At 42.8% G+C, this 18,019-nt stretch carries 16 protein-coding genes; all 16 read right to left on the bottom strand.

What is annotated here, in order from left to right:
* Positions 1–17: 17 nt before the first annotated feature.
* The 16 genes from NEA10_RS13855 to NEA10_RS13780 all read right to left on the bottom strand — a co-directional run bounded on the left by NEA10_RS13855 (position 18) and on the right by NEA10_RS13780 (position 17,999).
* Positions 18–1,673: a class I SAM-dependent methyltransferase gene (locus tag NEA10_RS13855; RefSeq protein ID WP_252661330.1), complete on the bottom strand. Its 1,656-nt coding sequence runs from the start codon at positions 1,671–1,673 to the stop codon at positions 18–20.
* A gap of 418 nt (positions 1,674–2,091) precedes the next feature.
* Complete coding sequence (locus NEA10_RS13850) at positions 2,092–4,068, bottom strand: LIC12162 family transferase (RefSeq protein ID WP_252661328.1); 1,977 nt, start codon at positions 4,066–4,068, stop codon at positions 2,092–2,094.
* Between the two features lie 412 nt (positions 4,069–4,480).
* A complete protein-coding gene (locus NEA10_RS13845; RefSeq protein ID WP_252661326.1) occupies positions 4,481–4,801 on the bottom strand; it encodes an N-acetylneuraminate synthase family protein in 321 nt (106 codons plus the stop codon).
* A 16-nt stretch (positions 4,802–4,817) separates the two neighbouring features.
* Positions 4,818–5,774 (bottom strand): glycosyltransferase family protein, encoded by a 957-nt coding sequence (locus tag NEA10_RS13840; protein ID WP_252661324.1) that lies wholly within the window; start codon positions 5,772–5,774, stop codon positions 4,818–4,820.
* Between the two features lie 30 nt (positions 5,775–5,804).
* Positions 5,805–6,482, bottom strand: a complete 678-nt coding sequence (locus NEA10_RS13835; protein ID WP_252661322.1) for a GNAT family N-acetyltransferase — start codon at positions 6,480–6,482, stop codon at positions 5,805–5,807.
* Positions 6,483–6,769: 287 nt separating this feature from the next.
* Entirely contained in the window at positions 6,770–8,062 is a 1,293-nt protein-coding gene (locus NEA10_RS13830; RefSeq protein ID WP_252661320.1) for a DegT/DnrJ/EryC1/StrS family aminotransferase, read from the bottom strand.
* Positions 8,059–9,024 (bottom strand): Gfo/Idh/MocA family protein, encoded by a 966-nt coding sequence (locus tag NEA10_RS13825; RefSeq protein WP_252661318.1) that lies wholly within the window; start codon positions 9,022–9,024, stop codon positions 8,059–8,061. The genes NEA10_RS13830 and NEA10_RS13825 overlap by 4 nt, the downstream gene beginning before the upstream one ends.
* Positions 9,021–9,755 carry a cytidylyltransferase domain-containing protein gene (locus NEA10_RS13820; protein ID WP_252661316.1) on the bottom strand — a complete coding sequence of 245 codons (735 nt, stop codon included), beginning with the start codon at positions 9,753–9,755 and terminating at the stop codon, positions 9,021–9,023. The genes NEA10_RS13825 and NEA10_RS13820 overlap by 4 nt, the downstream gene beginning before the upstream one ends.
* Before the next feature lie 23 nt (positions 9,756–9,778).
* Positions 9,779–10,846, bottom strand: a complete 1,068-nt coding sequence (gene pseI, locus NEA10_RS13815; protein ID WP_252661314.1) for a pseudaminic acid synthase — start codon at positions 10,844–10,846, stop codon at positions 9,779–9,781.
* 14 nt (positions 10,847–10,860) lie between these two features.
* Complete coding sequence (locus NEA10_RS13810; protein WP_252661312.1) at positions 10,861–11,295, bottom strand: GNAT family N-acetyltransferase; 435 nt, start codon at positions 11,293–11,295, stop codon at positions 10,861–10,863.
* A 147-nt stretch (positions 11,296–11,442) separates the two neighbouring features.
* Positions 11,443–11,967, bottom strand: a complete 525-nt coding sequence (locus NEA10_RS13805; protein WP_252665358.1) for a formyltransferase family protein — start codon at positions 11,965–11,967, stop codon at positions 11,443–11,445.
* Between the two features lie 50 nt (positions 11,968–12,017).
* Positions 12,018–13,634, bottom strand: a complete 1,617-nt coding sequence (pseG, locus tag NEA10_RS13800) for a UDP-2,4-diacetamido-2,4,6-trideoxy-beta-L-altropyranose hydrolase (protein ID WP_252661310.1) — start codon at positions 13,632–13,634, stop codon at positions 12,018–12,020.
* A 68-nt stretch (positions 13,635–13,702) separates the two neighbouring features.
* Positions 13,703–14,377, bottom strand: a complete 675-nt coding sequence (locus NEA10_RS13795; RefSeq protein ID WP_252661301.1) for a PIG-L deacetylase family protein — start codon at positions 14,375–14,377, stop codon at positions 13,703–13,705.
* Positions 14,378–14,458: 81 nt separating this feature from the next.
* Positions 14,459–16,486 (bottom strand): aminotransferase class III-fold pyridoxal phosphate-dependent enzyme, encoded by a 2,028-nt coding sequence (locus NEA10_RS13790; protein WP_252661299.1) that lies wholly within the window; start codon positions 16,484–16,486, stop codon positions 14,459–14,461.
* A complete protein-coding gene (locus NEA10_RS13785) occupies positions 16,483–17,352 on the bottom strand; it encodes an aldo/keto reductase (RefSeq protein ID WP_252661297.1) in 870 nt (289 codons plus the stop codon). The genes NEA10_RS13790 and NEA10_RS13785 overlap by 4 nt, the downstream gene beginning before the upstream one ends.
* A 5-nt stretch (positions 17,353–17,357) precedes the next feature.
* Complete coding sequence (locus NEA10_RS13780; RefSeq protein ID WP_252661295.1) at positions 17,358–17,999, bottom strand: class I SAM-dependent methyltransferase; 642 nt, start codon at positions 17,997–17,999, stop codon at positions 17,358–17,360.
* Between the last annotated feature and the right edge of the window lie 20 nt (positions 18,000–18,019).

Genomic DNA, 18,019 nt, shown 5'->3' with positions numbered 1-18,019 from the left:
CCTTTTTAATAGCCGGATTAATTTTTAGGAGCTGACAAAAGCTGCAACTCATTCTCTAATGCGTAGTATATGCTTAGATTTTTCTGGTTGTATGACTCTCCCACTTTTAAACGACCTAAGCGTATCATGCACATTTCCAAAAAAGTGATAAATCGATTCTTGATGCCGGGACGGTTTAGATCCAGTGTCGGAATGATGGTAGAACTATATTTTCCGTAAAAGTTCTGAATTCCTCGAAAAATTATGTAATCCAGAGGTAAGAACTCTAAATAAGACCATTCAACGTCAACAAGGATGATTTCACCATCTTTCAGTATGAAATTTTGAGGAATTGCGTCAACGTAAGAACCCGGAAGCATGAATGTCGATCTTTCATGTTTTAATGCTTGTTCAGTTAGAAAATCAACCCATTTTTGTAATAACTTCCAAAATCGTGAACTAGGACCAGAACTCTGGCAAAATTCACGATACAAAATTTCTAATAAGGTATCTCCTCGGTAATATTCTTCCTCACTATTCCCATAATGCGTCAGATTTTTGTAAGTTAGATTTGAGCCTGAGGATTGCGACTGAAGTAATGTTCGGGAGATGGCTTCAGGATATCCGGCTTCAGAGACACGCAGTTTTACAGTGGTAGCGAAGTTCAAGCGTCTTTCAGAATTGAACTTCCAGGCACAGTAACGAGAATCGATAAAGAAATCAATGGCAGAAGCGTTAGGAGAAGCTAAAACCAGAAATGAATTGCTCAAGTCTTCTAAAATACGATTTTTTTCAAGTTCTTTGGCAGCAAAATTATGTTTGAAGAAATTTGGATTTTTGGTAGAATAATCTCGAAAGGCTTCGTCACTAATCCAAGAGTATAGGAAAGGAAAAGCGTTAGGATTTATGTTATCAAATCTCAAGACGGAAGAAGGAATTTTATAATCGGGATAAGGACATAAAAATAAGGATGATTTAAAGCCAGATTGCTTGAGAAGGGATTGAAGTTCCACTTTTCCAAAAGTTTGGACTGGAACGCCAGAGAGATATCCTTGAATCCCGTCAAAACGAACTCCGGTATGATCCTCTGAACATCCCATAAAATATTTCAATCCCAGTTTATTTTCAATAGCGATCACAAGAATTCCATCATCAGTTAAATAATCTCGGGCTTTGTCTAATACAGCCTGATATGGTGACGGATGATTAATGTATTTTCCAGAATATTCAAGGACTCCTATAAGAGTGATGATTTTGAATTTCTGTTGGAGCTGTAAGTCAAAAAAATTGGCTGTAACAACCTTAACGTTATCTAGGTCTCGACATCGCTTGGCACAAATTCTTGCCCGACGAAAACTTCCCTCAATTGCTATAACATGACAGCCCGATTCTCCAAGATATCGGGTGATTGCTCCACAGCCAGCTCCAATTTCTAAGACGGTTTTACCATTAAGGTCATCAAGACACCGAAGTAAGTTGGCCCGGCGACGACTAAAGTGATATTCTGAAGACCAATCTCGAATACATCCATTTAGTTCAGGAGACAAGCTAGATATATTTCGACATTTATCAATAGATTGTTCAATGTAGTTTTCAGATATGTCACCATCCGAATAGTTGATAGAACTTGATTCGGAAACATATAAATTTAATGCTTTGTCCTTTTTGAAAAAGTTGGTTAAATTGCTATCCATGGGTGGTAATCTTTCGCAATAAATTTATGCCGAATAATAGAAAGCGGTGCGGTAAAGAATGAAAAAACAGAAAAACCTTTTACAGCTATGACCAGCCGTTCTTGAATTCCTGAAAGTAAATATCTTTGGAAATTGATTGATCACCGCCTTTTGATTTCGCTGATTCTACAAATATTTGCCATCGTAGCATAAAACACAAACAAAAAGCAACATACAATCTCAAACTAGGCGTATCCTAAAGTCTAAGTTAATAAAGTTTTTGGATTCTTGTAAATTGATGGTCATAATTATATACATGGACATATCTTGATTGTACTTGAGCTTTTCTTTAAACTTGTGAAACTGTATGACGTTATTTGTTTGCCAATCCAAGCTCAGAAGCCAGACTCAGAAGGACTGACTTTTTTGAGTATTATTCTTAAATAGATTTTAAAGTTGCTCCTAACGAATAGGCTTTATAAGCTTCTCTGGGTTTACCTTCTCTATAAAGTAAACATGCTAGGTCTTTATAGGAATCTTGAAGATATGGATTACTTTTGATACTTTGGTAAATACTTGTAACTGATTTTTTGTCAACCATCTTCATGCTATTAGTAGAGATGATACTGAGAATGAAATCCTCCTTTAAGGCGTTAGTCCAGTCTTTTAACCAAAGTTGATGTGTACGAGCATACTGAAAAGTGAATTCATCTCTTACCTTTTGCACTTCCCAATTATCCCACCACAAAGATGGTTCCTTGCAGATATTGTTGAAATGTCTTGCTGCCAAGATTGGATCATTCCACAAAATACCGGCATTTTGAAGCATTTTAAAGTCAAACTCTGCATTACTCTCTAGCTCATAGTGGGTAGACCTTGTAAAAATCAGGGTTGGTATATTAAGTGCTAGAGCCTCAAATGCAACTGTACTAAAACCAACTACTACGACCAGACGACTTTTTAAAATTCTTTTGTGTAAGGGGCAGCTTGCATGATTTTCTATCTGAATTTTTGGAAATTTTTGGGCTACCAATTTTTGAGGATATAGAGAGAAGTTACCTGTTTTAGGTCGCCATAATATTTCTTCTTTATCTTTGACTGTTGATAAAAACAAATCCATATCTTCCCAAGACTCTAAAATTTGACATCCTACAGGGGCAGAAGCAAAGCGAAGCAAGTATCGTGGCATTTCACTTGAAACCAGTAACACTTTGCCATCTAAACTATTTTTTAATCCATTCTTTTGAGAAAGTTCATTAATTAGTGTGGTAACTTTGAAGTTGGTTAGTGGGCGACATTTGCCACTTTTTTTATCAGTCCAGCCCCAACTATAATAAGAATCAGCTATTTCTAACTCATGCGATATTGCCGGGGAACTTTTTCGATGACAAAGGCCTCCATGTTGATGAATGACTAACCTTCCACCCAACTCAGTAGCCTCCGCAGCTAAAAACTTAAAAGGCTCAGTTGTATGCCAAGAAGTTATCGTAACTAAAGTAGACGGTATTTTAGGGAACCTTTTCAAGACCTCTTGTTTAGCCAACTGATACCCCTCTAAGTATATTTTAGGGAAATACATTGGTAGCATATTTAGGAGAATTGAGCCCAAGTCACCTGAGTAATCAAGATTAAATAAGCCAGACCGGTATTTTGTATCAATCTCAACTTTTTTAGTAAGGAAAGAAAACTGGAGATTGCTAAAATTTAAAATTGAGCTATATGGGTGAGTCGATTCTAAAAGTTGTGAAAGCATAAGTGAATCAGACCAGAAATCGCAAAAAGCGATATGAGGAAAAATTTCACTAGATTGAGAATTCTTACTGAATTCTTCGGATGAAGAAAATTCATATTTCAAGTCTGACAGCCCGTTATTTTGGTCAGATGAGAACAGAGTACTTACAGTTTGTAGTTTCTTCGATGGGAATTTGTAACCAATAATTCTTAGAATGTCGGAGTAAATTTTGAGATTGTAAGCATCACCATAGGATGCTTCTATAAAGTCATTGATATCCCAAGGGGGAGAGAAGCCTTCACCATCTACTAAGATCGTCTGTAAATCTGGATACTTCGAAAAAGCATGTCTTAAACAAATGTAGCGATCCAAGGTTATATGGGTAAAATGATATAACCATCCACCTACCAACGTTCTCCAATATTTTTGACTGTAGTTTACTCCATGAATCTCATTTAAATAATCTACTACCCGTATGAGCAAGAGTTCATAACAACTATCAGCCTTTGTGGCAAACTCATAAAATCTATGCCTATCAAGCCATGGACTTGGCATCATTATACCATTAATATCTTCAAGATCTAGTCCTGCACGAAAATAATCATGCAAGCACCAAGGACCCAAAAACAAAAGGTTATCCTCTTTTGACCAAAATTCTTTCGATGCTGTTGTTGCTAAAAACATATTAATAAGCTGTTGAAACTTTGTAAGTTCTTACACCAGAACAGAATTAAACATTTTAGATTGATAATCAATCGAAACTCCAAAAGCTTGCTTACAAGGTAGAAATATTAAAGCAGTTAGTCAAATTTAGCACCCCCAATACACCTTATGCTTTTATGTTAACCAAGAACATTCCAGGCAAACGGGACACCAACACAAGCATTTCTCTTAACTGCAATGCCTAACACTATATCCAAATACTTCGGCGGCAACCCCAAACCCGGACGAATCGCCCGAACACTGTCCCGTCTCAACACCTCCCTATCCTTAAATCCTGTACCACATACAGACTGCGCCGAAACATCCGCGATCCCTCCTCAGCATCAGTAGAACCGTATTGGACTTGACCCAATACTTTCCAATGCCGTTCATATCATATCATAAGTTGCGCCATTTCCTGCGGTTCCATCAAAAACGTTGAATCCACTCCCCCATCAGCACGGGCCAGGGTGAAGTGCTTCTCAATCACCGTTGCCCCCAACGCCACACTGGCGACAGCGGCCCCCACTCCCATGGTATGGTCCGATAGACCCACCTGAACATCGAACAGTTCCCGCAGATGGGGAATCGTCAGCAGATTACTGTTTTCTGGGGTGGCGGGATAGGTACTGGTACATTTGAGCAACACTAAATCCTCACATGCAGCTTCACGAGCGGCGCGGACGGTTTCATCCAGTTCGGCAACCGTAGCCATCCCGATTTTTCGATTTTCAACGAGTAGGTTCGTGGATCTTGATAAGTTCAGCAAGATATTCTATCTCTGTTTGAGGAAGACTACACGGTTTTCCCTCAGGTGGGATGCAACTAATAACTCTTTTTTGTGCCAATAGCCCAATAACCATTGCCATAGTTTCACAGCCAACAACAACATGACTTTGGCTGATTTCCTCCAATAAAGTTCGTCTTACCCCTAAATCGATTGTTAAATCACAAAATTTTTCCCGAACATAGCTGTATTTACCTAGAGGTTCAGATGGATGAGGTCGAATAATTACTTTTTTGACTTCCTCATTTAAAACTGAAATATTTTCCAAAAAATACTCTAGTGCATCGTGTTCCGTGTATCCCCAATAGCGTTCGTCCCCATAGGTTTTTAGCGCATGATCGGCAATAGGCTCGCAGACACAAAGCACAGTAACTTCAGTAGCTTTAGCTGATTTTTTATGAGGATGTTTTTTTAGCTGTTCCTGAATATCCTTAAAATAAGTGTTTTTGACTAATTTAATGGGGATATCTAAAAATATCTGAGATGCCATATTTTGTGCATAGACATCACCAACCCAAATCTCATCAGGAAGATGCTCAATTCCTTGGCGAATGAAACGTTCGCGATAGTTAACCCAATGATCCAGAAACACAACAACATGCTTATGGGCATCCCTGGCTTGACGAATTGCCTTCCATTCTAAGTCAGATTGCCAACTGGTACTGCAAAGACACCAATCACAAGACATTAGGGCTTCTTCAAGATTAGTAATCTTAATCTTTCCCATTCGACGTTCAAACACCTTAATTGCAGGACCTGCCAAAACAAATAGGCTATCTAACTCATTTCTGGCAACATAACTTGCCAGAATTTCTGCACCACCTGCGTCGTGACTAACAACACACACCTTGGATTTTTTAGTTACTTTTAGGGTGTTTTGTAGTAAAGTAAAATGATTCATGAAATCAAAACACAAGTCTAAAATTGTATTTCAGTTTTCAGGTGTCAAGTACAAAGATTTAAGATATTGAGCTAAATCAAATACTTTATTCTTCTTAGAGCGACTTTTCATCAGTGAGTAAATATCATCCCCCAGTATTTTTCCATCTCTTACAGATCGTAATTCATTAAAATTATCGACTTCAACTCCGGTTAAAACCACTCCATATGGCTTACAGTTTCTTCTTCCAAACTTTTCTCTATATCCTTCAATTTTGTATCCGATTAACTCAAGGGTATTTACCCACTTCCAAAGTTTTTCGTGTTGTCCAGCATAAATTTTATCTAAATTGAGCCGATCAAAGGCATGTTGGGTAAGAAGTGCCATAGCCTCAAGTGCCGCACCTAATTTTTTTCGCTTCCCCATAACTATAGCAATTTCAGCACGTCTGTTAACAGGATCAATGTCTGATAGAGATATCAACCCTAGAGGTTTATCGTTATCTATGTCTACAATAGTAAGCAGCAACATATCAGAGCGCTTCATATTGCTCTTAACAATTTCTAGTTCTTCATCTCTAGTTATAGGAAAGAAGCCATGACTAAGATACCGAGTTGTCTCATAATCATTAAACCAGTGATGCCACTCCCCTTCTATTACATCAATCTGAAGGTTGGGTCTTCTCAAGTAGACAACTGTTCCATTTAAAAAACTATCAGGATTAGACATTAGCAATTTTCTTTCTTCAACACTAAGTGTTCTGCATTACGGCTATACTATAACACTCCGGACTAGCTTTTTAAAAGACAATCGTAGAATGTAGGTTTCAGCCCTCTTTTATGGTTTATATAGCAATCCTAAATCAGTTGTGGAAGAACCTCACCCCCAACCCCTCTCCCGTTCTGGGAGAGGGGAGAAGGAAATGTTACAAATCATTTAGGACTGCTATAGTGATCTAGCCAATGATAAACTAAGGGTTTCAACGCTTACCCAGAAAAATAGCCGTTCTATTAATACTAGCATAAAAACTCTAAATTTCTCCAAACTTTTTGGAAGGCAGCTAGCACTAGATCCACATCATCATCGCTCAAGTCACTTAAACACATTTCATATCCCAGATATCGATTCGCCTGTAAGTCTTCAGCTACAGGACAAATTCCTTGACTATAATTCACGTCACGGTGGCAGATATCAGATGTCCAAGGAAAACCCTTAGAACCATAAGCTATCTTCTGTTGGTACATGGGCAATAGGTGTAGGTTAGTGTAACCTGGCGCAAGGCCTTCAATTCCTTCAGCCACCAAAGCTTCATAAAGCTTATCACGACTGACCCCTAAGCGTCCTACATCCAGCACCATTGGATAGACGTAATAGGCGTGGGTACAGTCAGGCTTAATGATGGGAGTCCGCAATCCCTCTAATCCCTGTAAACCTGCACTCAATCGCTCCGCAGCTCGCTGTCGCGTAGCCACTAGAACCTTCAATTTTTTGAGTTGTTCGATGCCGATCGCACACTCAATCTCCCCTAATCGGAAATTATACCCGATCATATTAGCAAGATTGTTGGTTCCCTTGTCACCCACTACTGCCTCCGCATGATTGCGGATCAGCTGGAGACGCTCAGCAATATCATCGTCATCCGTAACAAGAATCCCTCCTTCACCTGTATGTATATGCTTATGGTAGTTAAGACTATAGCCTCCAACATGAGCTATCGTACCAGCATACCTCCCTTTATAGTAAGCGCCAGGGGCTTGGGCGGTATCCGAGATTACCTTTAAATTATATCGCGATGCAATCTCTATTAAAGAATCCATGTCTGCGGAATGGCCGAAGATATCGATCGCCAAGATCGCTTTTGTATAAGGACTAATATTGGCTTCAACCGACTTAGGATCTAGATTAAATGTCTCAGGTTCAATATCAGCAAAGACGGGGATTGCGTTCCAATGTAGGATTGCAGTTGCGCTTGCACACATTGTCCAAGGACTTACAATGATTTCATCCCCGGGTTCAATACCAATTGCACCTACAGCAGCAATTAAACCGGAAGTCCAAGAATTAACAGTAATTGCGTGCTTAACTCCAAAATAGGCTTCGCAGGAACGCTCGAATTCCTGAACTTTCGGCCCTCCGTAAAAATCTGCATCCCAACAACCTAAAAAATTCGATAGAACACCACTTTCTACTACTTCTTTGGCTGCAGCAACTTCTTCAGAACCAATGGAGTTATAGCGTTTGAAAGAATGATTGATAGTCTTACGACCACCTAGAATTGCTAGCTTATCTGTAAAATTGTTGTTTTTCATGAGTTTACTAGGATTTTAGTGATAATTTCTTGGGTTTCTAGGGCATCTTTTCCAGAACAGATATGAGCATCCTTCCCCATCAAACTGGCTGATAGTTGCTCGGTAGCATACCACTGAATTTGGTTGAAATTCGAGTTAATCATCTCAGGAACTGGGTTTAAAATTCGATAGCCCTCATGGGTTGAATCATCAATAACTTCTTGCCAAAAGATCTGGGAACCACCTTGTTCATAACGCAAACGCCCGTTACCAGCAATTAACTCAATGTTGCAGTGCGAGTAATTCTCTTCTCGTGCTGACAAAAAAATAACATTTCCTAGCTCAAAAGTCACTTGTATATCAGGCTCTGGGTCAATACCGTCCCATAATCTTCCTGAACTAATAACCTTGAAATTGACTACTTTTCCTAGCCAATACTGCAACAAATTCATAAAATGCGAACCATTATTTAGTAGACCTTTTGAATACCAGGCCACTCCTTTGATGGGTTGAGCAATACAACCACGATTAATACGTCTTTTGATATCAAATACAGCTCGATCTGAACGACGCATATAATTGACATAAAGCTTCACGCCTTGGGCTTCACAATCGGCTATGATCGCTTTGGCTTCGCCTAAATCATAAGCCAGAGGTTTCTCACAAAGTATAGCTTTAGGTTTAATTGTTTGGAGAACTGTGCTAACAGTTTGATGATGCTGGGCTGTTGGGGTTGAAATTGCAACAATATCTGGTTCTATGTCAATCAAGGCTGCCTCTAAACTCATATAGCCAGGACACGAGTATTTTTCTTGAAACAAGTTGATGCGTTCTGGGTTTGGATCGACACCACCAGCAAGTTCAAAACTAGGATGAACCTGGAAAGAGCGAGTATGGGTCAAAACGAATTGCTTGGGATCGTGATTTAGATCATAACCCATGCCAATTTGCCCTAGCCCCACAACTAATGCACAAAAACTCATGTGTTACCTTTCCGAATTACGTGACGATTAATCTCTAACCAATCAGGGTTTTGTTTGAGTAACTGGATCGTATCCAGACAACTAAATAGAGGATTTTTTGGGTTTAACGTCTCGATAATTTTTTTCAAAAAAAGGTAATCAGCCTGTTCATCTAAGGTTAAGCCTAAACTAGGCCAATATAAAGATGGAGGTGCAATAAGGTGTATATGGGAAAAAATTTCTGGATGATTTCTCATGTGTAGAGATACATGTTCGTGATCCAATGGATCATCAGTCATTGCAGCAGAACGCTTGAGGGACTTTAGTGAAAAAACCTGAGTATCCATGCCGTCTGGGTAACTGGATATGTGAGTATTACTAACGTAGGCTGCGTCATGATGCAAATACATTTGAATGGTCTGCTCAACCAGGTCTGGGTCAATTATCGGGCAATCACCTGTAATTTCTACAATTACATCGGCATTAGTAGTTTCTGCTGCTCCAATGACCCGAGACATCACGTCCTCTTCGCTACCTCTATAGAAAAAAATGCCTTCTTGTCTGGCAAAGTCAATCAAAACATCATCCGTTGCATTAGTGGTAGTTGCCAAAACAATTTCACTTATCAAATTAACAGACTTTAATCGGTTTACCAAGTAATAAAGCATCGGTTGCCCGAGGACTGGCAAAAGAACCTTTCCTGGCAAGCGTGAGGAAGTCATTCGAGCTTCAATTGTTGCAACAACTTTCATACAAATATCAAGTGCGTTGTGTTCTAGACTTTTAGGCATCTCAATAACTCATATGATACAGGCGTACCCGCTTTAATTGATCGCTGAACCCGTTGACCTAACAGGATACTATAGTGCTTGGGAGGTAAACCCAACCCCGGCCTGACTGCTTTAAGATTCTCTTGTGTAAATACTTCTCCGGCTTTCATATCCTTAACAACATAAAGGGATCTCCGAAACACTAAAGATGCTTCCTCAGCCTTAGTGGAACCGTACTGGACTCGACCCAGTGCTTGCCAAGCCCGTTCAGATTCTATCACCAGTTGCGCCATTTCCTGCGGTTCCATCGAAAATGTTGAATCCACTCCCCCATCAGCACGAGCCAGGGTGAAGTGCTTCTCAATCACCGTTGCCCCCAACGCCACACTGGCAACGGCGGCTCCCACTCCCATGGTATGGTCCGATAGACCCACCTGAACATCGAACAGTTCCCGCAGATGGGGAATTGTCAGCAGATTACTGTTTTCTGGGGTAGCGGGATAGGTACTCGTGCATTTGAGCAACACTAAATCCTGACATCCGGCCTCACGAGCAGCGCGGACGGTTTCATCCAGTTCAGCAACCGTAGCCATTCCGGTGGAGATGATGAGGGGTTTCCCTGTGCTGACTACTTTGCGAATCAAAGGGATATCCGTATTCTCAAAAGAGGCAATTTTGTAGCAGGGAACCTCTAGCGATTCCAGAAAATCAACAGCCGTTTCATCGAACGGGGTGCTGAAGCCGATAATGCCCAGTTCCTGGCAGCGTTTCAAGATTGGCTCATGCCACTCCCAGGGAGTATAGGCTTGTTGATAGAGTTGATAGAGAGATTGACCGTGCCAGAGTGAGTTAGGGTCATCAATAAAAAACTCCCCTTCATCTAAATCCAGGGTCATCGTATCCGCTGTGTAGGTCTGGAGTTTAAGGGCGTGAACCCCAGCTTTGGCGGCGGCTTCAACAATGGCTAAGGCCCGGTCAAGGGACTGGTTATGATTACCAGACATCTCCGCAATGATAAAGGGGGAATGCTGTTGAGAAACTGTGCGATGGGAGATTTGAATAGCTGTTGGCATGACGGTTTAAATATTTAGACTTCAAAATTAGGACATATCATGAAATGTGACCCATCTGGCAAGGTAAAAACCTGCTTGAATCCTAGCTTTTCAAAAAAGATAGGAACTCTAGTCGTAATCTGAATAACACCTAGATGTTTTTTTAAAATCTCCTCGACTATCTTCGACCCGACCCTCAATCCTTGAAAATCAGGGTGTACTGCCAAAGTTTCTAACGTTCCCCCTTTACTATTTGGACATAAATAAGCAAATCCAATAATCTCTTCCTCTTTTCTAACCGCAGCATAGACAGGGAAACCTGTTTTATATTGCTCTAAAACACGATAAAATACATCTTTGGGAGGCTTGGGATAACAAAGTTCCAACAGGCTTTGTAGGTTTGGCAAAATCCCCGACAAGCTATCTCGCCGAATGATTTTAACTTGACCAACCTGTTCAACCGTGTCCATTACCAAGTTCCTCCCCCTCCTAGTCAACCCCTAACACAAAATACGAAAATCTACCCCCATCGTCGCAGGGGCGAACCCTTGTGGTCGCCCTAACTCATGGAGCTTTCAGACTCATTTCACCATAAAATCCCCGGATTGCCCACAAATCTAACCCAATGCCGTCACCTTTAAGACATACCGCCGACCATTATAGTCAATAAACGCCGGATACCGCTCATTATCCACCACCCGTAGCAGAGAAAACTGTTCAGCTAGAGACCCCTGAACATCCAGTTGGCTATCTCGCGGTCTGCGACGGGGATAAAACGACTCTTCGCTCCGCTGGGGTTGCGCCTGCCGCAAAATCTTTGGATAATCGGCGACAAAGCGACGACAGAGCCTCAACGTTGCTTCTCCCTGAGCCTGACGTAACTCATCAATCAGTTCACCTCCTTGGAACTCTAGCCACTCTTGCAGATAAATATCGCCACTGTCAACCCGTTCAACCGCCTCCAACATCGTCACCGGGATGGAATTGCGCCCCTCCAGGATTTGCCAAGTCAAAGGCGACCACCCTTTCCCCTGGGGCAAATCGCTCTCGTGAACCACAAGATTATGCTGGAACCTTTGACGAACCGATGCGGGGACAAGTTGCCCACAACTGAGATAGAAACATAAATCCCCTCCCCGCAAATCCTTGACCTCATGAGTCCAGAGAACTCGATGCCCCTCCTCCAACCAGCCTAGGACGAGTTTGGGGAGACTATCATTGAGCCAGCCATCCGCATCTGAGAGAATGGTAAGCGAAAGACGCGGCGGTTCTGAAATCCTGTCCGTTGTAGTAGGGGGGGGGAAGATTCTTCCTGAAACCCTAGCCGCAAAAATACAGCTGCAGACGGCCGATTCTCCGGCTTTACCTCGGCATATAGATAAGTGGGTTTGACATTGTTCAGCAACTTTAGTCCCAGACGCACTAGAGGCGTTGCCCAACCGCGACCTCGAACCAGCCTATCCAGAGAATAATCGATGACCGCGTCCTCTCCCTGAATATCAAAACGAATCTGTCCCACGGGTAGGCCGTCCGCCTCCAAAACCCCCAAATAGCAATTCGGGTCAGCCATCTTCCCTTGAAACCAGGTTTGATGACTGTTCCAACCAATTGGCTCTTGATTCCAGGACTGACGGCGAACGTCTGGCTCATTCACCCAATCATAGTAGAGTGCCATGTCCTCTACTCTGGCCAATCGCAATGTCAATTGTTCTAACGCCGTGGGTTTCAGACACTCCGCTACTCGCTGAGTTCCCAGTCCATCGACATGCAGTTGCCCCTGCACCGACATGTCCTGCAACTGCGATGGCTGCCCCAACCACTCACAGAGAACTGTTCTCAACTGAGTGACGTTGATATGACTCGCCGCACCTAAATACTGAATCACCCCCTCAGCCTGCAACGCCTCACAAGCCGCCACCTGGTTCTCAGCAATGCTAACCACCACCGTGGGCAGTCCTAAACAACAGCGTTCCCAAGTGGTTGTCCCCCCCGCCCCCAACGCCAAATCCGCCTGAGCCATCAAGTCCGCCAAATGGGGCCGAGTCGAGTAGAGCCTCGTTTCCCCAATCCCCGCCGAGTGACGGGCCTCCACCAACTGTTCCAGTTCTCCCCGGTGGGGATTGTTCGCCCCCACTACCACATCCACGGATATTCCCTCAAACTCCGACGACGACAACGCCTCCAGCGCCTTCCCCGTCATATTCTGAGAATCCGTCCCGCCAAAAAACACCAATACCCGCCGCACCTGTCCCCGATGGGGAGAGCGGGTTTGACGATAGAGCTGATATTCCGGGCGTAATAGCCCATAACGGGGACCAAGAAGCAGACGACAGGAGTGGGGAACCAATCCCTGATACCGCCGTTCCCCCAACTGACTATAATTCTGGTCTAGCAGCACATCACAATCATGGGGACGATTGGCCAAATCATCAATCACCAAAATCTGTTTCACCTGGGGACGTAACTGCCGCTCCCAAACGGCATCGAGTCCATAATGGTCTACCACCAACCAATCAGCAGACTCGCCTCCCAAGGCCAATAGAGTCTCCTGTGCATCGGTTTCCCCAGAGACACCCAACCAAGCCTGATAGTCCTCCCTCATCTCTCCTGAACTCTCGGGAGGGGGAGGCAGAACCGTCACCGGAAAGGCAGCTTGACTGAGTAGATGAATCAAATTCCCCCGATGTTCGCGACAGATAAAGCGCACCTCAGCCCCCCGCCGCCGTAACTCCTCCGCCAAAGTCCGACAGCGAATCAAATGTCCGCTGCCAATTTGTGCAGATGAATCAACCCGAAAAATAACTTTCACGACGCTCCTAATCTAAGAATCAATGAACGATGACCTGATTCGTGAATCAACAGGGGAAGCAAGAAAACTCACCCAATCCGCCTGCCCAAGACAAACGCCTCAGCTGCCCTAACCCCCACCGTTGCACCCCGCCAGCGAGCCAACGCTTTAACTGCCTCAACAGAACGAGGATGGGGAAAGTCTCGCAGTTCTTCGCCATAGGCGGCGAGGGCTTCCAGTTTACCCTCTAGGGTATCAGAAATATCAATAAACCAGTTCGGCAAAAATGCAGCAGCGGAACCGGGGGGTTGCCATTCCGTACTCGATGGAACTTCAAACAGAAGCAAGGTTTTCACGGGATGTCCCGGCTGAGGACGACAAGCCGTGATAACAGCCTGATGAACTCGCTGATGGTCGATATTCACATCTCCAGCATGGTGAGTCAAAATCGTATCCGGTTGGTACTGGGTAATCCTGTCCTCAATCCGTTGGACAATCCTGAGTAGGGGAACCGTATCCAGTTGATTATCGGGGAAGTCAGCGAAACTGACCGATTCAATCCCTAATAACTCAGCAGCGGTGTGAGCGGCATGATGACGGCGTTGAAGTTCGGCAGATGCTTCACCCCCACGGGAGGACACCCCATCGGCTAGAAACATCACCTGTACAGAGGTTCCCTGACTGGTTTGGGCGGCGATCGTCCCACCGCATCCGAGGACTTCATCATCAGGGTGAGCGGCGATAATTAGAGTTTTTTGGCTCATGCCGGTCTAAAAAAATTTAGTGAAAATAAGATGTCAAACAGAGTACAGAAACAATGGAGGGTCTCAGAAGCCATCACCAATTCAATTCAACCGCTTAAATCCACCATGACAAACGTTCGTTTCTAGAAGTGCTTCAATATCTTGACCCTCTTCACACTGAGCAATCGTTGCAAAAATTGGTTCGAGAGCTTCAAAATAACCATCAATAATCTCCGGCTTATGTTCCGTACAAACATAAACACTGGTAGCCGCTAAATAACCTTTTTTCAGCATCTCTTGAGTAATCAGCGTTTTATACTCCAGCATTTTGGGACTGGGGAAGCTAAAAACACTTAAAGCTGGCAAGCCTGAAATTTGAATATCTAAGTTTTGCCTGTTAGCCAGTTCAGTCCACCGCCGACGAATTTCATGTCCTGTCTCAGTAATGAGATTCCAAGACTGCATTTTTTCCATAACCTCTAAAGTTTTTAGTCCAGCCGTTGGACCAATTCGCTCAGTCCAGAATGTGCTACTAATAAATGTACGTTGAGCCGCCTCCATAACCTCTCGCCGTCCAATTGTGGCAGTAATCGCATAACCATTGCCCAAAGCTTTACCAAACATAGCCATGTCAGGTTCAACGCCATATAGCTTGTGTAAGCCTCCAAGGGTTTGACGAAATCCAGAAGTACATTCATCAAAAATCAAGACAATTCCTTTATCCGTAGCCAGTTTTCTAACCTTATTCAAAAAATTATGTTTAGGAGGTTCACTGCGGGATACCTCCATTTTAATAGTCCCGATATCATGAGCTTGAACCAAAGCCTCAAGTTGGTTAAAGTCGTTATACCGAAAAGGATAAATTGTATCTTTCAGAGTAGATGGAACCCCATTCGGCTCTAATCCGGGTAGCAAATGTCCAGCCAGATTACCATCATCACCCAAATTCGCGGCTAAATACCAGTCATGCCAGCCATGATAGCCGCAAATTGCCACCTTATCTTTCCCGGATGCTGCACGAGCAATACGGATAGCAATCGCATTAGCCTCTCCACCCGTTCGAGCAAACCTAACCATATCTGCCCAGGGATGTAATTCCACCAAACGCTCAGCCAGATAAACCTCTTCTGGGCAGTTCAAAGTGGACATGTTACCCTGATGTACTGCTTGATGTACTGCCTCATCTACTTCGGGATGTCCATAACCAAGTATATTGGTCCCAATTCCCATAATCGACATATCAATATATTGATGCCCATCCATATCCCACACATAGCAGCCCTTAGCTTTACTGAAATAAGCGGGCCATTTTTCCGGAAGAAACATTTCCGCTCGTTTAGATAAAAGCATATTTCCGCCAGGAATCACCCGCTTGGCTCGTTTCCAGAGTTTTTGTCCTTTGCCAAGGGTTGCTCCTTCATTACGAACGAGATGTTGATTAGCGCTAAACAGTTCAGGATGCTGCTGTTCTAGTCTCAGCACTTCCAACCAGCTAAAGTCACGGCGGGGAGCAAAATATTGAAAAATATTTTTTACGACTTCAAAGTCTTCTGGTTCATCCACAGTCCAGCGCCGATTTGCACAATTCTCAGGATGTGTGATGTTCAGTAATTTAAACTTAGCTGACTCTCGAATGTAGGGAGTAACATGCTCTCGTTCTTGAGCTTTGCGAGCTTCTTGCCAAGCTTGAGCTAAGGCAGTAAAGGAAAAGACTTCAACATCTAAACCATCGGGATAGGTTGGGGGACTTACATTACTGAGGTAGTCGATGTTGGAGGACTGAAACGTTGAGATTGCGTCATCAACTACTTCAGGTTCAATTAGGGGACAATCTCCTGTAATGCGAACAACTATTTCTGGCTGGTAAATACTAGCAACTTGATAATATCGATCAAGTACATCATCTTCACTTCCTTGATAGACTTCATAACCTAAATCAGCAACATAGTCAACCAAAGATTGATTAATTTTATTGACAGAGGTTGCCAAGATGATTTTATCAATCTTCTTGGCTTGGGCTAGGCGCTCAAGTAAAAGTCCAATCATGGGAGTTTCCAAAATAGGACGCATCACTTTATTCGGAAAACGAGTTGATCCCATGCGAGCCTGGACGATGGCTAAAGTCTTCATGATAACTTCCATTCACTAGGGTTTATCAAGCGAGTATCCTCACAGTATAAATCATCAGGAGGTAGTAACAATTCGTCTGTAATTGTAGCTACAATTTCTTGCAAGTGTGCTAGAGAATCGACACCAACAATAATCTTATCAATATTTTGGTTTAACCATGCAGTTCCTAAGCAAGCTTCAAGTAAGGTTAGATTCTCAGTTTTGCACCATTCTTCTAATCGTTTAAATAGAAATTCCCAGCGTTCAAAGTATTGAGGACGACTAGCTGAATCCATCAAAAGCAGACCCTGTAGAAAAACAGAGCGACTGTGAACCTCTACCCCTTTCTTTTTTAACTTGTCCAGCCATCCTTGCCTTTCTAAACGACGGTCAAATATATTAAATGGAGCTTGAATTAAATCAAACTCAAAAGAACGACATAAAGCTTCTAGCTCCGTTGGACTATAGATAGAAATACCAATTTTTTTGACCAAACCCTTATTCTTTAAGTCTTGCAAAGCTTGATATAAGGTTACTCCTTGATTACTCAGCAACTGCCCTGGACGATGCAGTAATAAACCATAGAGTTGCGTTATTCTGAGTCGTTCTAAAGAGCTTTCGACCGAGTCGATGACCTGTTTTTGTAAATCTAGGGATTCGTCGGAGAGTGCTTGCAGTTTAGAGATGATTTTGAATGAACTCACACCTACTTGACCCAGCACTTGCTCACTTTCACCGTAAGCGATTGCCGTATCTAGGGTATCGACTCCAACAGCACTAGCAACCCTAAGAATCTCCGCAACCTGGTCTATACTAACCTGACCCTGCTGATTAGCTACCCCATAGGACAAGCCAAACTGAGCAGTCCCTAATGCTAGACGTTTCATCTCTACTAACTACTCCCCATAGAATTTTTTCTCATAACGGACAGTGCTACCCATTCTTGACTATCGTCCGTATAGGTTTGGTCAACATGATGGCGCACCTGATGAGTCAAGCAGGTATAGCTAGGATGCCAAGAAAACAGTGTTCGGTAGTCCATCTTGTAGGTAAAGATACCAGACCGATGATGGTAGGGTCGCTTAGATGGTGTAGTAGCATAAAAATCTTTGATAACTAGCCAACCTGGATCTTTCAAAACTCGATCAGCTTCAGAAGCAATTTTAAACAAGTCACTGCGATCACATAGGTATAAACAAAAGCCAAAAATAACAACATCAAATTCTGCTGTTTTAAATGGTAAATCATCAGCCGTTCCCTGGATTGCTTGAATAGAGCTTTTTTCAGCTATCTTTATTGCTTCAGCAGAGGGATCTATACCACTACAGCAAAATTCCAAATTCTCTTGCATCCAAGCTAAACGTTTTCCTGCGCCACAACCAAGTTCTAGAACCTTTGAACTCGCTGGAAGAGATAAATCTATGATTTGCAACAAAATAGGATCATCTTGGGGCAGAGAACGTTGCGTACAGCGTTCTTTATTTCGCGATAACCAACGATCACCCTCTGATTCAAGAAAAACTTCTTTTTGCATCTTTACCACATGTCAGTTTC

Origin of the sequence: Phormidium yuhuli AB48, from assembly GCF_023983615.1 — a bacterium.
Classification (GTDB): domain Bacteria; phylum Cyanobacteriota; class Cyanobacteriia; order Cyanobacteriales; family Geitlerinemataceae; genus Sodalinema; species Sodalinema yuhuli.
Note: the sequence above shows the minus strand (reverse complement) of the source record. Positions and strands in the feature narration are given on the sequence as shown.